At 41.5% G+C, this 19,287-nt stretch carries 10 protein-coding genes and 1 pseudogene; 2 read left to right on the forward strand and 9 right to left on the reverse strand.

Going from position 1 to position 19,287, the window contains the following annotated elements; genetic code table 11:
* Positions 1-815: 815 nt before the first annotated feature.
* From G1O98_RS01655 to G1O98_RS01665, 3 genes and pseudogenes are all read right to left on the reverse strand, one after another.
* A pseudogene (locus tag G1O98_RS01655) lies at positions 816-1,151 on the reverse strand (HetP family heterocyst commitment protein); the annotation flags it as partial.
* Between the two features lie 172 nt (positions 1,152-1,323).
* On the reverse strand, positions 1,324-1,530 hold the full coding sequence (locus G1O98_RS01660; protein WP_163926878.1) for a hypothetical protein: 207 nt from the start codon (positions 1,528-1,530) through the stop codon (positions 1,324-1,326).
* A 1,581-nt stretch (positions 1,531-3,111) separates the two neighbouring features.
* A complete protein-coding gene (locus G1O98_RS01665; RefSeq protein WP_163926879.1) occupies positions 3,112-5,520 on the reverse strand; it encodes a GH116 family glycosyl hydrolase in 2,409 nt (802 codons plus the stop codon).
* A gap of 546 nt (positions 5,521-6,066) precedes the next feature.
* Here G1O98_RS01665 and G1O98_RS01670 point away from each other — a divergent pair.
* Positions 6,067-7,281, forward strand: coding sequence for a peptidase (locus tag G1O98_RS01670; RefSeq protein WP_163926880.1), 1,215 nt, complete (start codon positions 6,067-6,069; stop codon positions 7,279-7,281).
* Positions 7,282-7,376: 95 nt separating this feature from the next.
* Here the strand turns inward: G1O98_RS01670 and G1O98_RS01675 are convergent, their stop codons facing one another.
* The 6 genes from G1O98_RS01675 to G1O98_RS01700 all read right to left on the reverse strand — a co-directional run bounded on the left by G1O98_RS01675 (position 7,377) and on the right by G1O98_RS01700 (position 16,628).
* Positions 7,377-9,413: a serine/threonine-protein kinase gene (locus tag G1O98_RS01675; RefSeq protein ID WP_175586467.1), complete on the reverse strand. Its 2,037-nt coding sequence runs from the start codon at positions 9,411-9,413 to the stop codon at positions 7,377-7,379.
* Between the two features lie 569 nt (positions 9,414-9,982).
* A complete protein-coding gene (locus G1O98_RS01680) occupies positions 9,983-11,035 on the reverse strand; it encodes a serine/threonine-protein kinase (RefSeq protein ID WP_163926882.1) in 1,053 nt (350 codons plus the stop codon).
* Positions 11,036-11,397: 362 nt separating this feature from the next.
* Positions 11,398-13,626, reverse strand: coding sequence for a glycoside hydrolase (locus tag G1O98_RS01685; protein ID WP_163926883.1), 2,229 nt, complete (start codon positions 13,624-13,626; stop codon positions 11,398-11,400).
* Positions 13,627-13,704: 78 nt separating this feature from the next.
* Positions 13,705-13,935, reverse strand: coding sequence for a NifU family protein (locus G1O98_RS01690; protein WP_012408256.1), 231 nt, complete (start codon positions 13,933-13,935; stop codon positions 13,705-13,707).
* 496 nt (positions 13,936-14,431) lie between these two features.
* Positions 14,432-16,219 carry an ATP-binding protein gene (locus G1O98_RS01695; protein WP_163926884.1) on the reverse strand — a complete coding sequence of 596 codons (1,788 nt, stop codon included), beginning with the start codon at positions 16,217-16,219 and terminating at the stop codon, positions 14,432-14,434.
* A gap of 172 nt (positions 16,220-16,391) precedes the next feature.
* A complete protein-coding gene (locus G1O98_RS01700; RefSeq protein WP_012408258.1) occupies positions 16,392-16,628 on the reverse strand; it encodes a hypothetical protein in 237 nt (78 codons plus the stop codon).
* 614 nt (positions 16,629-17,242) lie between these two features.
* On the opposite strand from G1O98_RS01700, the gene lepA reads away from it, so the two are divergent.
* Positions 17,243-19,054 (forward strand): translation elongation factor 4, encoded by a 1,812-nt coding sequence (lepA, locus tag G1O98_RS01705; protein WP_012408259.1) that lies wholly within the window; start codon positions 17,243-17,245, stop codon positions 19,052-19,054.
* Positions 19,055-19,287: the final 233 nt, after the last annotated feature.

The following is a 19,287-nucleotide window of genomic DNA, read 5'->3' on the forward strand; positions in this document are numbered from 1 at the left end:
CTCTGTTTTTATTTATACATAAAAATACTGGAAGCTCTTCAAGTTTTGAACTTCCAGTATTTACTGTATAAATTGAAAATTTAGAAAGCAGAGATAATCCAGGTTGGGAGGACTAGGATTACAATGGTTGAAAGAGAAGCGTATGACCTACTAGTTCCACCAGCCAAGACAACGGTTTCACCATAACTTTCCTGTTTCCGTCCCTGTTATTGGTGTTAAGCGTTTGCTTTATTAAATAAAGCAACACCAATCACAAGATAGAAAGTTTTCTAAGCATTACTCACATCGTCTGCAGTCAATGAAAGCTGTATAAAATTTGGATTGGGGGAATCCACCTCCCCAAATTCTTTTTGCTCAGACTTCCTCAGAAAAAGAACCACCATTAGCAACGGTTACATCATTTATCTTGGGATAGGAGTTATTTACTCCATGAAATGCTGACTACTTTTGTAATCAGTTTGATTTATTTCATAGTCAGAACTAATCATTGATTTTATGTTTTTAAATTAACTTGCTTGCTGCCAATCACCTCTATTGTGGTTGAAATTGCCGTTCTTATTAGTTTACCAATGTCGTCAGTATATATTTGCCATTTTGGCAGATTTTTGCAAAAAAATATTAATTAAATTAATCACTGCGATAGAAAACCTACCATGCAATCAATTTTAAATTAGCATGGCAGGTTTTCAGATACTCAATCAACTCTAGGGCAGAATTTATTGATTCCAAATTATTTTTTAATTGGCTCCACAGCCTTTCAAGGATATATCTTGAGTTAATGGCGATTTCCTTGATTAATGTTTGTTAATTGTCTATCCCAATTTCTGGTCTAAACTAACGCCACGGATTTCTGTTTTTTGCTTTCCAACTACTTCAAGATAAGCAGGTCTTGAATCATTAGCATGTTTCAGCATTTTTAGATTTTCACTTTGCTGCTGTTTTGTTCTGTTGGTTTGAGAGTTTTCTTTCAGCAATCGGTTGTAGGTACGGTACGGAATGTAATGGAGAGGATTATAACCAGCAAAACGTAGCATTAAAACACATGCCCAGGAGTACTTTCCAGCAATAATCGCTTCAACTACTTTATCAAATTGTTGAGCCTTTACTGTTGTATCTAAGTTACTACTAATACCAGCAATGTCTTGATTCATCATAGTGTTTAATTATTTTGGATGAAGTAAACTAGTTCAGTTTCTGCGATTTTTAGCGTTTCAATTGAGGTTTATAAACTGCACTAACTTTTTTGCAGTTGTTCAATCGCTTTCGGGAAATTATCAGCAATTTGGTGGTGTTGGACGTTGACGAGGGCTAAAAATCCCTCTATCAACAGATGCGTACATAACTTTCCCAAGCTCTTATTAGCTCCCGCAGCTTTGAGCGGTAAAGATACAGACTGAAACTTTTCTGCTGTTTGAGCTTTACCTTGGCGCTATTAAGCAGAGTTTTAGTGATTTTGGCTGATAACTCCCCTAGTAAACTAGTTTGGGCAAGAGCTAGCTTGTAGTAGGGATACAAATTATATAGATTCATTGCTGAACTGTCCCCTTGGCTTGAGGTTTCGACTGCATTTGACCTGATGATTATTTTCATGAACTAACCTTTGATTAAAAACAATCAAGTTTTTAAGCAAGTTTGTTGGCTGCTCATTGCTAATTATCCAGATTCCATCCGATGAATTGAGGAAACTGTAGCTTTTGCTTGTTAGTAACTGAAAGGAAAAAATTTATCTTTTGTCTTCTCATTTGACTGGTAGGACAAAAGTCTAGGCGTAGCTCTTGGTAGATGCAGTTTTATCCTCTGAAACTTTATAGACTTTTAATTCAATCAATTTTCTCTGTTAAAACGCCTGTATTTCTTACTACTGGTTAATTAAGCAATTTCCGGCAAGTTTTCATATTTTTTTGAGTAGTGGAAAAAATTTATTTATTCTTGATCTTTAACAACGTCATTCGTATATATACTATTTTTTGTCGTTAATGTCATCTACGAATTTAGTAGATTTTTAAGTTAAATTTACTGAATGTATTTCGATACGTACTTGCCTATTGTGCAACTTTTAATTTTGTCCTCCCTTACTAATTTATGAGGGGTCTGACCCCCCACACAATCTCAATTTAAACCCTTTATTATTGTCGAGTCGCTAGAAAATACTACCATTAACTATGATGTAAAACAACTTCCAAAAATAGTAACTGCTCAACAGTAAAAAACGTTTGCAGCCATAGTCTTGAACATATTTACTTAATAAGTTCAATTAGATAATAATATTTATTATTCTGATGTTTCTTGGTTTACAAGAACTACAGATTCAACGTATCTAAATAAAATCACTGTAAACCAATCATAAATATTTTATGATTATTAGCTATTAATAACAGCTAGCCTATAGCAATCCGCTTTGATTTTTGAAAAAGTATTTCCTATTGCTTCTTATCTACCCACACAAGTAAGTATGGCTACGCCACGTTACACGAACAAAAATCAAAGCGGATTGCTATAGTTTTAATTATTATCAATATCTGTACTAAGATGCTTTGAATAGAAATATATAGTAGGTTAAATCTTTAAAATATTAGAATATTGTCAATTTTATTCAACAGTAAATTCTCTATGTATTTATCTTTAAAAATTTTTAAAGTAGAGATTACGGATGCTGTGACACTTGTGCTAAATGCTAGTAAAAACCATCAATTGACATGAGTTTGTGATGAGTGCTTTGCTCAACAATAATACCTCGGTCTAGAACAAAGATATAGTCGGCATAGAGTAGTCTAGAGTTCTCACTACTTCAACTCTTACCATTACTGAAATTTTCCCTTGCTTCCGGAAACACTCGGAAAATAAAATCACAAATTTAAACTCTGCTTTCTCAGATAAAGACAGGCTAATTCTGACAACGCATATACTATAGCGGTTCTCAATTGCATCGAATACAGACCTAAGCCCCAGTCCCTTCTCCTTGAAGGGGAGTCAGATTCAAAGCCTCTCTCCTTTTAATAAAGAGGTTTGGAGAGAGGTGAAAGTGTATTGCATCCATAGACGCGTAGCGGCTACTCTTACGAGAACGCTTTCAGCGAACTTGCAGGGTATGAGAACCGTTTTGATAGCTAATCAATTAATAACTAAGTAAATTCCCCAGATAGCCATTGCCCGTAAGTAGGTGCTAGCGCGGAAAGTACCAGTTGCGGTGATAGCTTCAGGGGTGCGAAATTGCAGCCCATTTTCATAAATTTGCTCGACTACAGCCTGTGTTAATCTCAACCCTTCATCTTTCATTCCCATTTGCACAAGAAAAGCCGCTAGCCCAAAGTTTATTCCAGTCCAAACTTCTAGGGGATGAGTAGCTTTAGGGTTTTCTGGTGAACCGTCAGGACGAACACCATTCGCAGCACCAAACTCTCCATTGCAGAATTTCAAAAAGCACGCATCATAAACAGTTTTCAGGGCAGAAAGGGCGCGATCGCTCGGTACAATATCTGGTAAGTCCAGCAGACGAGCGTAGAATTGCCCGCACAATTGATCTGCCATTACCACATTGGAACCACTTTCACTATCAAGTTGGTAATATTGCCCATTCCAAAGTTTTTCTTGGTAAATAGGAAGAGATTGTGTCAACCAAGCTTCATAAGTGGACTTTTGCGCCGCCAACTCTGCTGTGTTACCTGTCTGGTAAGTTAATAAAAGATCGCTAATTGCGATCGCAGCCTCCAACGCCGCTAACCACAACCCACCACAATAGGCGCTAACACCCTGTAACCGCCAATCATCAAAGGTTTGATCGGGCGCACCAGAATTTTCAGGAATCCCATCGCCATCAAGGTCAAAAGTTTTCAGGTAGTCGAGGGTTTGAACGATCGCAGGCCAGCAATCTGCTAAGAATTCTACATCGTCAGCACCCGTGAGCAGAAAATCCCGGTATACTTGCAAGACAAAATCACTACCCAAATCTTTCCATAAGTTGCAGTCTTGATAGCTGGTATAATTGGTTTTCTGCCAAACGTGTTCATTCGGTGCGCCTAAATCGTGGGGTGTTGCACCGACGACTTTGCGAACTGCAATTGGGCTTTCAGCTTTGATTGTCATGTAGTAACCGATGATTCGGGGTGTATCATCACCTTGAGGAATCGCCCGTGCAAATGCCCGAATCACCGACTTCTCCAGTTCTGGAAACAGCATCAACAAGGCAAAAGAGCCATATAATCGCACATCTAGACTTTCATACCAACGATAATCTAGGCACTCCAGCACCGCGAACTGACCGATGGGGTCAAGTTCTGATGCTGCACTCCAGAGGGTACCGCCGCTAGTAAGATCATAAAGCTCATTAAATAGAGCCATTTTAAACCAGTTGGGTAAATCTTCCCGGTCGAGAATGGGTTGTTGCCAAGTTTGAATTTGCGATCGCCAGGTTTGATATTCTTGTAGAGCAGTAGATGCGATCGCCCAAGCATTATTTCCACTTCTATCAAAGAAGTCTGTATATCTGCGATAATAGTTGACTCCGGCGGCAAATTCTGTAATGGGTAAATCCCAAGCGAGAACAAAGGGGATTTCGAGGGTTTCGCCTGGTTGGAGAGTAAAACGAAGTGCAATCGCAGCCCCTAACTGTTCACCTTCTGCTACTGGATTAGCATCTATATAATTGGACAAAGAACCATCTTTGGCAAAGCTTTCCCACACCTCATCACCAGTTCCTTCAGCATTCCAGCGTGTGTGGTGAAATATTTCTACTTGGGGATGTTTCAGTGTCGCAATACACCAAGTTCCATCTCCTTCTTGCAAAGGTTTATCACTATCAACCCGACTTAAAAGACAGCCAAACTGTTGTGGATTTTCAACTATTTGGTTATGGTTTCTTTGACTTTCGCCCCAACGTGGTTGGTATTCATAAACCGGACTACCATCATCACGCACCCTCACTTCGGGAGATTTGAGGGCATTTGTAAACCAGCCCACCATATTTTGCCAAGTGAGCATAATGCTGAGGGTAATTGGTGCATTTGTGGGGTTGTGGGCATTCCAGAGGAATATTGCTACAGGGTAGCTAGTTTCTTGATAATTACCTGCCCAAATTGGAGAAAATTGCTCACAAGTCAACTGTGCTTGGAATACATTTTCGTACACAAACCAGCTACGTGGGTATAGCGCGTGATAATTACCAGTCCCCTCTGTACTGGCAAGCGTTGGATACCACTGCCAAGCTTTAAGAGTACCATCATCGGGCCCTTGGGTAGATAAAGCGCAGGCTTGGGTAGATGTGCCATTGGATTCAAATACACTGAATTGACAAGCGGGGACGTTTTTGAAGGTATGCTCACCGCCGTCGATGTGCCACAGGTTAAAATCTCCCCGTGAAGAACGACCGATGCAACCTGCACCAAAGCCACCTAAAGGCATACCATGCCAAGGGCCATCATCGATATTACTTGCGTAGCGGACAGTATAAGGTTTGTCCCAGCCTAAACCGATGGGACGGCTCCAAGTACAAGAGGGAATTTTCACAGAGAATTGATTTGTCATCGCCTAATGTTACAGCGTGCAGTTACGTCAATGAAGACTAGCGCGATGTGCGATTTTTCTCAAGGGGCACAAATATCAATACTTGTCGGGTTTTGGGGGAAAGGGAAAAGGTTAAAAGGGAAAAAGCTTATATATCAACCCTTCAGCAGTATTGACACAAATATGCCTTCTCGATTCAGTAGTCTAAGTAAGTTGGCACAATAAAATCAAACTAGGCTAAAACCCTTATTGCCTATTTCCTTATCCCGCCGATAATTATTTACGCCCACTTACTTAGTAGCATCTGGCCCAGTCAAAAATATCTCGGCAAAAATTCGAAAAGCAGCAATTTCAGCTTGTAGCTCAGTATATACTTACAAAATTAATATTCACTCTAGTACAGATGCTACCATATCAAACAAGACTTAGAGCAAAATCCTCTTGTTTGATATGGTAGGCAAACTTCCACCACAGTGTATTATAAGTCTCAATAGGAATATAAATTTTTGACTTCAAATTTGTCTATCTGTTAAATACGAAATCATCCGCAAAATTAGGAGCGTAATTATGCTACTAGAAACCAAAAACTATCGCCACAAATTAAGCCGCATTTTAATTTGTTCCTTGGGTAGTAGTTTGTTGATCGCGAGCAATGTGCTACCTATAAATGCTTTAGGGAAACCTCAACATTCTCAAGGCTTCATAATTGCTAAATCACCAGATGAGAGACAACCAGAAGCAGTAAAAAAAGGAATTGAGCAACTTCCTGCTTCTCAAGCATCAATATCTCCAAAAAAGAAGACATCTATTGAGTCGCCAATCCAGAATCGTCCTATATCTTCTAATACAGAAACTTCCCAGCCAACCTCGAACGCTTCAAATGATGACTCTACTTCTAGACCATCTAGACGTAGGACTTCTAACTCAAATTCTAATCGTTCCAATAGTAGTACATCTAGAACGTCTGGAGGTAGGGCTTCTAATTCAAATGGTTCCGGGAGAGTTCGCAAGCCAAGTTCTAATGTAGCTAGAAGTGGCAACCAAAATATCGATCTTCCGGCAGTTTCTGCACCTGCAACACCTACTTATAAAGAGATTAACTTTGTAGATGTCGCATTGGGTATTCTGAGTAAAAGTGACTTTCAATCTCAAGGTCGATATTTTCATTTCTATGAGTTTGAAGGTAGAGAAAATCAACTAGTGCAAATTAGGCTTGTTGGTAGTAAAGATACACGCAGATCAAATAACTTGAGTTTAAATCCTTTGTTATTTCTGCACGATCCTGATGATAATATCATCGTCAAAAAAGGCACTTTGGAAAAAAGCAGTGATGGCGATGATGCCTTTATTTTTGCGCGGTTGCCTAAGAATGGCATTTACAAAATTGCAGTTACTAGCCGAGATGTCGGTGAGATCGGTCGCTATAGTTTGGCTTTGAGGAATGATAGAGCTAGCTATACCTTAGATGAAGCAGGCCAACTAAGCGCCAATAGCTCAACCTTGAAACAAAATGGAGGCGCTTACAATGTTTCTAATTTCCAAGGAAGAAAAAATCAGCTTGTAAGTATTCGTGTAGATAGTGTTGATGAAGAATTTTCTCCTTACGTAGCTTTGCTAAATTCAAAAGGCCAGACGATCGCTATAGATAGAGACAAAGATAAAGCTGGCACCTACAGCGCTTTAATTGACCGAGCTAGGTTGCCTGAAGATGACACTTACTACATAGTTGTCAGTTCCAAAAATCCACAGGAACGCGGTAAATATAGATTGACTCTCTTCTGATAATTTAGGTTCTATAAAAACCTCTGCCTGATTTTACTACGTAAAATTTGTCCCTTTCCGAGCCGGAGAGGGACATTCTAGTAGGGGAGAAATTTTTACTGAGACAACCGCCAAATCTTAATGGTGTTGTCTTCACTACCACTGACAAGGGTTTTGCTATCAGGACTGAAGGCTACGGATGTCACAGTGTTTGTATGCCCTGTTAATGTGAGAATTTCTTCTCCTGTGGCCGAATTCCAGAGTTTGATGGCGCGATCGCGGCTACCACTGGCAATAATTTTACCATCGGCACTGAAGGCTACGGTTGTGACTGTGTTGGCGTGTCCTGCCAGTGTGCGGATTTCTTTTCCTGTCAGTAGATCCCAAAGTTTAATAGTGCGATCGCGGCTAGCACTGGCTAAAATTTTCCCATCTGGGCTAATAGCTACAGCTGTTACTGTTTGATAATTTCCCTCTAGTGTGCGGATTGAGTACCCTTTTGTCAGATTCCAGATTTTGATCGTCTTGTCAAAACTGCCACTAGCAAGAATCACGCTATCGGGACTGATAGCTACCGATCGCACCCAAAATGTATGCCCTACCAATGTCCGAATTTGCTCTCCTGTGGCTAAATCCCAGATTTTGATGGTGTTGTCATCACTACCACTCACCAGAGTCTCGCTATCAGCGCTGATCGCTAGGGCCCGAACTGAGTCAGAATGCCCTGTAAGAGTGCGAATTTGTTTTCCTGTTGCTAAATTCCAAATTTTGATAGTGCTGTCATCACTGGCACTTACCAGAGTTTTCCCATCTGGGCTAATGACTAACGTATTCACCTGCTGAGAATAGGCGTTGAGTGAAGATATTTCTTTCCCGGTGGCGAGATTCCAAAGTTTGATTGTGCCATCGCCTCCACTGCTGGCAATGGTTTTACCATCGGGGCTGATGGCGACGGATAAAACCGAGTTTTCATATCCTTGGATGGTGTTAGCTAAGGAAACCCTACCCAAAGTAATCTTTGGTGGTTGACCTAAAAGCACGTCATCTTTGCCAGAATTATTATGCTGACTCAGCCTAGAAACTAAACTGGTTTGAATCCGGCGAAAATGTTTATACCAAGATTCTTGGAATCCGAACAACAGAATAAAAGCACTTACCAAAATTAAAGTTCTCAGTAAGGGATAACTTTTTGGTAAAGATGGGGCTTGAGTTGCGGGAATTTTTCCAGATGACTTCCCGGCTGGTGGTAGGGCAAGGAGTTGTTTTGGAGTTAAGTCCTTGAGAACTTCATCGGCTGATTGGTAACGTTCATGGATATCTTTTTTTAAAAGTTTGTCGATGACAAAATCCAACTCAGCATTTAATGGACTCCGCAAATATTCCCGCCAATTACTCACCCACGCGTACCCCGATTCCATCCACAATTGAAAGGGAGAAGTTCCCGTTAGTAGATGAAAGCAGGTAGCGCCTAAACCGAACAAGTCACTGGCAGGGAAAGCTTTACCATCTCTAATTTGTTCTAAGGGAGAATAACCATGTGAACCAATGGATGTGCCAGATTTGTGCTGAACTTTGGCGGTGAATTGCTTTGAGGAACCAAAATCAATCAGACTTAATCGCCCATCACTTTTATGGCGGATAATATTTTCTGGCTTGATATCCCGATGAATGACTTTGCGATCGTGGATAAATTTCAGGATGGGCAATAAATCTAGCAAAATAGATTGAATATCCCTAGCGTTATAACCCTTGCGCTGTTGCAACTCCTTTAACAAATTATCGCCATTGATAAACTGCTGCACTAAATATAGGCAGCCATCTTGCTCAAAGTAAGCTATTAAAGTTGGAATTTGGGGATGTTCCCCAAGGTCTTGTAGTCGCTGCGCTTCTTCAGCAAACAATTCCATCGCTTTTTTTTGCGACCAAGTTCCTTGGAACTTTGGAGCTAATTGCTTGATAACACAGCGTTCATTGAGTTTATCGACATCTTCTGATAGATAGGTTCTGCCAAATCCCCCCTCATCTGAAAGGACTCGGATGACACGGAAGCGATTTCTTAAAAGTGACACCAACGGGGTGCTACAACTTTGGCAAAACTTCTTTCCATTGGGATTCAGGGGATTTAGGCAATCGGGATTTAAGCAGCAGATCATGATCTGACAGGCGCGACTGCATAACAACTTAGGCTAAGTTTGCCCCGAACTGTCCCTTAAGAAAATTGACTCTCGCTTACTTGTGGTAGAAAACCCTGTTCTGGGGATTGGGGAATTACTTAATATAGTTAGCGTTTGTAAATAGTAGTCAGTCTTCCTCTTCTGTGGAAAACTACGAGAGCCATAAAATTAATTATTCTTCCGATTATATAATAATCTGAATAGAAATATTTCTCTGAACTAGTACCCCTAGTAATTTTGCTTGTATATTGACAAGCAAAGATTGACTAAGTATTAAGTAAAACCCTGATTAATTAACCATCACTGACGATGAAATGTAGTCGCAATGGTTACTAGATTTGTTTTTGATATTTTCAATTGCTCATGATAATTGTTAATTTGATACTTTAGGTAATAAAAGGTTGTTTGAAAAGGATTTTGCTGTGATTTTAGACACTTTCAGATCCCCCTAATCCCCCTTTCTAATGAAGATTTAGGAGGATATACAACTATTTGATACATCACAAATAACTTTTAAAATATCTTTTAACTTAATTTTACTACCTTATTTACTTAAGCCTCGCTCTCCATTTCCGAATAGCATTAGCAGTTCTGGTGACTGGTGGTATGTAGACATCTGGAGCTTCGTTAGAGTTTTCGTATTGTGTAATACTTTTATTATTTAATTTTTGGGTAGTTAGACAGTTAGCTAAAGTAGGCAAATAGCTTTCATAACTTAAAGCTTTTATTACTTCATCGACATTCTTAAACCGATCGTCTAATGTAATCTTCACCATTTTCCCTAAAGTTTTGGCGAAATTATCGGTAATATTTACTTCTTTTTGCCAGCATATCTCACCAGTATTTGGGTGGTAATCAAATTCTAAAGGACTTTTACCAGTCAACATATAAATACAAGTTACACCCAGTGCATAAATATCACTGGCATAAACTGGGCGAAGAGAATACTGTTCTGGTGGCGCAAATCCCCTAGTTCCAATAAAGTTGGTATTTACAGCTTGATTGGTAGAGTTTTCACAAGCATCAACTAATTGCTCTTTCACTGCACCAAAATCAATCAGCACTACCCGTTTGTCATACTCACACCGCAATAAATTTTGGGGCTTAATATCCCGATGAATCACATGATGTTTATGAAGATACTGTAATACTGGTAATAATTCCTGTAAAAACTGTTTCACCGAGGCTTCACTTTTGGGCCCACCTCGCCGCACTTCTTGGGCTAAAGTCAAACCCGGTACGTATTCTTGAATTAAAAAAAACTCCTCATTCGCCTGAAAGTAGTCTAGCAGCATGGGAATTTGCGAATGACTACCGAGTTGACCTAAAGTTCTTGCTTCTTTTTCAAAACGCGCACATGCCTTTTGCCAACTTTGGGGACTAGTCACTTTCGGGCAAAGTTGTTTAATGACGCACAGAGGATGCCCAGGTAATACGGCATTTTTGGCTAAAAAAGTGATGCCAAAACCACCTTTACCTAGAACTTGCAATATTTCATAGCGATCGCGGAATAGCTTCTTGGAAGCACACATCTGACCAAGTTGAGTTTGCTGTGAAATGCTCTCTTGAGAATTCGTTATTTTCTGAGAAAAGCGATTCATTAGTATAGAATATCTGCTCTAAAATGTCTCTAATCTTACGACAAATATTCCTTGATAACAGTAATATTACTGGAACTTTGCTAAATCATCATTATTCTTCTTAGGACTTACGCAAAAGTACACACAGTATCTGCGGTACTCCTCTGGAGAACTCGTAGAGTAGCCGCTTCTCTACGAGACGCTCCGCGAATGCGTCTACATGAATTGCCCCTGCATTTCTTGATAGCGATTTATGACGGTCGATATTTTGGGGTTAGTCTTGCGAGTCTTTATAGATGAAAGATATATCCTCGTAGTGGCGTACATCTGTACGCCACTATTTATTCACATGAGAATGGCTATAAAACCAAGGGTATTGAGTTCTAAGGTACTTCAATAGGAATCAAAGCATTTTCTGGCAAGTAGTTGCAAAAACGCCCTTCATCTGCAAGCACCAAAATCAGACGCAGGGGATAATCTGGCGGAACTTGCAAATCTGCCCACGGCACAGCCAACTCTAAACAACTATTTAAAGCTACTTGAGCGCGACTGAAACGGGGCTGCCATTGATAATTGTCTCCAGCTTCCCGAAACTGAATCGATTGCGTTAGTAAGTTAACTTCTAGAAGATGGTGAAAAAGATAATTAAGCGGGGCTGCATCTGGTACATCTGCCAAGGGAACTGGGCTATTAACCATTGTTTTTTCTGGGTAAAACCACAGCAAATTCAACTCTGTAGGAAAATCCCTCCCTGGTGCAACGCCACCTTTAAAGTCCAGCCGCACATAGAAATTGAGGTGATCTACGCCATACCAAAGTCGCTGGATGACACTGCTATTGTGCATCGTCCCCCGCGCCCCGCCGATTTCTATGCGTCCAGCTTTGTCCCAATCTTGCTCATCACCCTTACCATCGATAACAGGATGGATAAACCCTTGTGGGGTATGGCTTCCTTGTGCTTCGTGGATTTCCACTGGTTGTTTGAGATAAGGTGGTACAGGTTCATTTAATGCCTTGTAAATCCCAAACAGGTGTTCTCGAAACAACTGGTCAAAGATGGCATCTTGATTTGAAGAGTGTCCTGCACCAAACCACCAAAACCAGTCTGAACCCTCTGCGGCATACAATGCTTCCCATGCTTCTGGGTTGTTTTCTTCCGTTGCTTCGGGATGACTTGCGAGCATTTCTCTTGCTTCCGTTAAGTAATCCCAAGCCCGATTTTTGGCGCGATCGCCGATCCAGGTGGTGAAGCTGCCATCCACCCAAGAACCACTATGTAGTTGCCCTCCGGGAATGGTGGCTGTGGCGGGAAATTCTTCCAGAAATTCGGAGACGGTGACGAGTTTGAGGTGGGGTTCATCGCTCAAACTTTGATACAAAGCTTCTAAGAAGGGTTTGCCATCTTCGGGATAAAATTCCCAGCAATTCTCCCCATCTAAGGCAATGGTAACTAGCCAAGGTTGTTCGCTTTGACTATCTCTTTGCATTTTAGCGATCGCTTGCAAATGTCCCACTAAGTCTGCTGCTGCTTTTTTTGCTGGCATCGCACTGTAGGTAAAGCCAATCAAATCTGATAATCTGTGGTCACGAAACACAATTGACAAATCACCCTCTGCGGTTTGCAGTCGATAGGGTCGGTACAACAGTTCTGGTTGCTGTACATTCCCCGCCCCATCCCGATGAAAAAAGTGTTTCAGCGTCCACCCTAAGACCGCTTCATCTGAGCATATCCACTTAAATCCTTGGTTAATAATGTGTGGAAGTGTTGCCGGACTAACTGACTGTTCCGAAGGCCATAAACCACGAGGTATTTGTCCAAAGCGGTCTTTATAAAAGTTCCAAGCTTTCCGTAAGTGACGGGGAATATCTTCTTCCCACTGAAAGCGCTGCTTAGGTAGTGTCATATTGGGCACAGCTACCCGACCGGAATTAGTATCAGCGAGTAAGGGTAAAATCGGGTGAGTGTAGGGCGTAGTGGTAATTTCTAGCTGCCCAGCCTCCTGCATTTTGCGATGTTGGGGGATGATGCGGCTAAGGATTTCTCGTTGTTTGGAATAAATGCGCTGGCGATCGCTTAAAGTAAAATTTCGACCCTGCTTTAACCAAGTAGCAATTTCCGGGTCATCCCAAAACAGTGGATCGATCCAAGCTAAATTGTGCCAAGCTAGCAAATCACCATAATCAGGCAATTCCCAATTTGCTAAACACCAGGCTTGCCCCTTCTCCTGCCTTTGCTGATACAACTCGCTATAGCGGGGATGTGGGTCAATCAACGTATGGTGATTGGCATCAAAAAAGTGTTGGATAATGAATTCCCTCTGTTCCTGGCTGAGTTGTTCATCCGGTGTCAAGCAGGCTGTGAGGTAAGGGTCAAAAGCAGTCCCAGCAATATAATCTTCTAGTTGTAATATCAGCGATGGAACTAAATTCACCGTTTGGTGTAACTTAGGATACCGCTCTAAGAGCAATACCAAATCCAAATAATCTTTAGTCCCATGTAAACGTACCCAAGGTAGGCGGTACTGCTGACTGGGAGATAAGGCACTACCAGGAGATTTGTACAGAGGCTGATGTTGATGCCAGATAAAAGCGATATAGAGAGGATGGGACATAGGAATAGTTAGGAGTTAAGAATGAGGAGTTAGGAGTTGATTCAAAACTCATAACTCCTAACTCCTAACTCCTAACTTTTACACCACTTGTTCAATTTCCGCAATTTCAGGAATCATTTCTTTTAGGCGGCGCTCAATACCCATTCTCAGGGTCATTGCAGAACTGGGACAAGAACCACAAGCACCTTGCAGGCGAAGTTTTACAACAGGCCCATCGAGTTCTACGAGTTCCACATTGCCGCCATCAGACATGAGATAAGGGCGCATTTCATCTAAGACTGTTTCAACGTTGTCAATTGTGAGTTCCATAGTTTTAGACCTGCTAAGTTAATGGTGGGCATTGGGAATGGGGCATGGGGCATGGGGCATGGGACATTGAATAATAATGATTCCTGTGCCAGATGCGCTGTTACTCGTTAACTATTATCCAAAATCTTATTTTCCATGTTGTCTGAACAAAGTTTTCGTGTGAGCCTCCTACTTTACTTTAGCTTTTAGGTTCTGCTTTGCAGTCAGACGAAAGACAGGATTTAATTCTCCAAGTACACGTCACCGTAAAAAGGAGTCAAAAATCTATTTTTTGTAAATTTTGAGTAAAACGGAGCAAAAGCCAACATTTAGGCGTTTGTTGTGTTTTGTTCTTCAACCCAGCCCATAATTATACAATTTTGTGGTCTAGGGACGGAATTACTTACCATCTCCTATGCCCAATTTTGTTATTTATTGAATAATAATTACTAAGAAACTTTAAATTTTAAAACTCCAAACCTAGTATTGGTAATGTTCCAGATGACCAATGACTAAATCATAACGGACTAAATGCCCCGCTATCGCTAACAGCACTGTCTGTTGAATCGCTATCAGTAGACGAAACCATAACTGGCTGTTGATATAGTGGCACTGTAAATGTCACTGTTGAACCAAGTCCTTCACCCAGACTATAAAAATGTACCTCGCCGCCCATTGCTTCAACTAGCTTCTGGGATATTGCCAGTCCTAAACCTGTGCCACCATACTGGCGAGTGCGTGAGCCATCCACCTGAGAGAATAATTGAAACAGTTTATCTTGTTTGTCTAGGGAAACACCGATGCCTGTGTCTGCCACACGGACTCTTACCATGCCAGGAAATTGCTGGTCTTGAAGCTTCGATTTTTTGAGTACTAAATCGGCGCTGACGGTGACACCGCCTTCATGGGTAAATTTGATGGCATTACCTAGTAAATTGAGCATCACTTGGAGCAAGCGTTGGTAGTTGCTTTGGACAATGATTTCATCCGAGGTAGCAGGCATTTGCATCCGAAAGCTGAGGTTTCTCATTTCTGCTTGGGGACGCATAAAACTTTCTACATCACTAAATAGCTCATTTAGCTTAACTGGAGCGTAAGCTAGCTCCATTTTACCAGCTTCGATTTTGGCAATGTCCAAAATGTCGTTGATGATATTTAGTAGATGTATCGATAAGTTGTGCGCTTCTGCCAAAAATTGGTTTTGTTCTTCTGGGTCATCTGCCATCCCTTCCAAAATCAGCTTTAAGAAGCCAATCATGCCATTGAGGGGGGTACGAATTTCATGGGATACATTAGCCAGAAACTCGCTTTTGAGACGGGAAGCTTCTTCAGCTTTTTGACGCGCTACTTCTAATTCTTCGTATAAAGTAGCATGTGCGATCGCAGTTCCCAATTGATCTGCTGCTTCTTTTGCTAACTCTAATTCCGATTCTGTTAATGTATAGCATTCATCTTGCCAATTCAAGGCAACCAATCCATTGGCTTGGTCTTGATAGCAAGTCGCAACCACCAAAGTTTTCTGCCGCCCAGACTCTGTGCATCCAGGCACTTCCATCACAACTGGTTCTAGGGTTGTCAAAGCCTGAGCAAAGGCAGGCTCAGAAGCTACATCTATTTCTAAGCCTAGCATTGATCTGAGTTCTAGCTGGCGATACTCAGCCTTCACTTTTACTTTTGAGCTAGAGGGCTGATAAGGACAAATAATACAGCGCTCTAGCCGCAGTGCTTTTCCTAAACTGTCAACTGTTTGCTGCCAAATAATATCTAAATCCAATGTCCGGCGAATATTTCTGGTAATCCGATTTACCAGTTTTTGATGTTGCTGTGAACGTAAAGCCAACTCTATTTGTGTGGGCGTTTTGGATGCCACACGCGCTTGTTTTTTGTTGAGTGTCGCTTGCACTAAGCGTCCCATAACTAAAACTGTAGTGGCAGTTGTTCCCAAACTCGGCATAATCGGACTAATCACTAAGTCCAACTCAAATAATTCCTGATGGTAGCTAAACCAACACTGAAACCTTTCTGGCACCAAACTTGTCAAAATTCGGTGCAATCGTTCCACATAATTAACCTTATCCACTGGGGCAAAGGTTTGCGTCTGGTTCAGCTCGTCAACTATTTTTTCGGTATTTAACCCCAGGAGTTCGCTGTGCTGCCAATGAAAGGTCAGATAGCGCCCTGCCCCATCTTGCGTATACACCAACTCAGCTCCTAGAGTTGGTAATGAGCCATCAGTTTTACTGGCAATAGATTCCAGATTTTGGGAAAATACATTCGGCAATTGGGAATTGGCAGTAATAGTCATTAATTGAGTTGGATAGACAAAGGATATCCGACCGTAATTTTACTAAAGCTGCTAAAATTTATACATAAATTTTTACAGCTTTTTTGCTTTTATTGGGTATTTCTTGGTGTTCTGAAATCCAGCTTGGCAAACTTCACCTTTTTTAACTTGCATTAACAGATGACTGATGGCATTAATCGTTCCATTCACCGCGAGGAGGAACGGGAGTACGCACAGGGGTGCGTGTCAGTTCGTCATCTCTGAGGATTTCACCACGCAACCACTGGCGAATTGCTACCTCAATCACTTTACTTGGGTCATTGGTGAGATGCTGAATTTGCTCTAGTAACTCGGAGTCCAGGCGGACGGCAATTTCTACCTTATCGGCTCGTGTGTTTTCCGCTTCGGTAGTTTTCTCTTGCATATTCATAGGTTTGATATACTCTGAATTGGTTTTGTCTAAAGCTTTGTAAAGTAGTTATATTCATCATTTGGGCTAATTCACTGAAAAATCTTCAATGGGACATTTACATAGTTCCCCGAAATAGCACCAAAGTAACAGCTTTAAGTTTTAAATCGCATTTTTCATATAACTGACTAGACAATGGCTCTAGAAGTTTTGCCGATAAATCAGTGATTATGAGTAATTACAGGTCGTAATTGCCCAAGATCACTACATGATCCCTACATGTACTTATTTACATTTATTGTACGCTCCTAGCTGTTGAATACTAGCAGCGACAAATAGACTTTCATAATATTCTTAAAAGTCCACCTATTTAGATCGAAAGTTAAAGATGGGGTGAAGAGGGTAGGGGAGCAGGGAGCAGGGGAAAAATAATAACTCCTAACTCCTAACTTTTAACTTCTAACTTTTAACTCTTAACTTTTGACTCCTAACTCAGCACGGGCTAAACCCTAGCTATGCGCTAACAGCACTCGGAACTCAGCACTAAAAACGGAGCGTCTTGGCTAAGAAAGCATTAAAATACATTAAGTAAATTGCTCTTTTAACTTTGGTTGCTGCTAAGGCAAAGATAGTATATGACTGACGTTCCCGCAGTTCGCATTCGCAATTTTTGTATTATTGCTCACATCGACCACGGGAAATCAACCCTCGCCGATCGCTTGCTACAAGCGACTGGCACTGTTGAAGACCGAAAGATGAAGGAACAGTTTCTCGACAACATGGATCTGGAACGGGAGCGCGGCATTACGATTAAGCTGCAAGCTGCCCGGATGAACTACACAGCTAAGGATGGTCAGCAGTATGTGCTGAACTTAATTGATACTCCTGGACACGTGGATTTTTCTTATGAAGTCTCCCGCTCTCTTGTTGCTTGTGAAGGAGCGCTATTGGTAGTAGATGCTTCCCAAGGTGTGGAGGCGCAAACTTTGGCAAATGTCTATTTAGCCTTAGAGAATAACCTGGAAATTATTCCGGTTTTGAATAAAATTGATTTACCTGGGGCAGAACCAGAACGGGTAATTGGCGAAATTGAAGAAATTATCGGTCTAGATTGCAGTGGTGCGATTTTGGCTTCTGCTAAAGAAGGACTTGGTATTGATGAGATTTTAGAAGCAGTTGTGGAGCGGATACCGCCACCGCCCAATACCATAAATGAACGGTTACGAGCGTTAATATTTGATAGCTATTACGACAGTTACCGAGGAGTAATTGTGTATTTCCGGGTGATGGATGGCACTGTCAGAAAAGGCGATCGCATTCATTTAATGGCATCCGGTAAAGAATTTGAAATTGATGAGTTAGGTGTTCTTTCTCCCACTCAAAAGCAAGTTGAAGAACTCCACGCTGGCGAAGTAGGCTATTTGGGAGCGGCAATTAGAGCAGTAGCTGATGCACGGGTGGGTGACACAATTACCCTTAGTAAGGCAAAAGCTGAGTCACCCTTACCAGGTTACGCAGAAGCGAACCCAATGGTTTATTGTGGGATGTTCCCCATTGATGCTGACCAATTTGAAGACTTGCGAGAAGCATTAGAAAAGCTGGAACTCAACGACGCAGCTCTGCATTACGAACCAGAAACTTCGAGCGCGATGGGGTTTGGCTTCCGTTGCGGGTTTTTGGGTTTGCTGCACATGGAAATCGTCCAGGAACGCCTAGAGCGGGAGTATAATCTCGATTTAATCATTACAGCCCCCTCGGTGGTTTATAAGGTGATTACTCTCAAAGGAGAGGAACTTTACATCGATAATCCTAGCCGTTTGCCTTCTCCCAACGATCGCCAAAGAATTGAAGAACCTTATGTCCAAGTAGAGATGATAACGCCGGAAACCTATGTCGGCAGCTTGATGGAGTTGTCACAAAATCGCCGGGGCATCTTTAAAGATATGAAATATCTCGCCCAAGGACGAACCACTCTGACTTACGAACTCCCCTTGGCGGAAGTTGTGACTGACTTTTTCGATCAGATGAAATCGCGATCACGCGGTTATGCTAGTATGGAATATCACCTCATTGGCTACCGTGAAAACCCTCTGGTGAAGCTGGATATCATGATTAACGGCGATCCTGTGGATTCCTTGGCGATGATTGTGCATCGAGACAAAGCTTACAACGTTGGGCGGGCAATGGCAGAAAAACTTAAAGAATTAATTCCCCGCCATCAATTCAAAGTCCCAATTCAGGCATCTATTGGCAGTAAAGTTATCGCCAGCGAACACATCCCCGCCTTGCGGAAAGATGTGCTAGCCAAATGCTACGGTGGTGACATCAGCCGGAAGAAGAAACTTTTACAGAAGCAAGCAAAAGGTAAAAAGCGGATGAAATCTGTAGGTACTGTAGATGTACCCCAGGAAGCTTTTATGGCAGTACTGCGCTTGGATCAAAGCTAATAGAATTCAGGAGTCAGGAGTCAGAAGTCAGAAGTCAGAATGAATTTGAGTCCGAATGGCGGATATCGCTACGCAAAGCGAGTCCGCATACTCCTGCAAAGCAGCAAGCTAGCAAAAGCGTCTGAATCTACTATTTTCAGTCCCCCACCAAAATTTTTTGTTCTGAATTCTGAATTCTGAATTCTTTTTCAATATCTGTTAATTTTAATTACAAAGGCTGTCAACAGCAGCCT

The sequence above is a fragment of the Nostoc sp. UIC 10630 genome (genome assembly GCF_010747425.1).
Taxonomy (GTDB): domain Bacteria; phylum Cyanobacteriota; class Cyanobacteriia; order Cyanobacteriales; family Nostocaceae; genus Nostoc.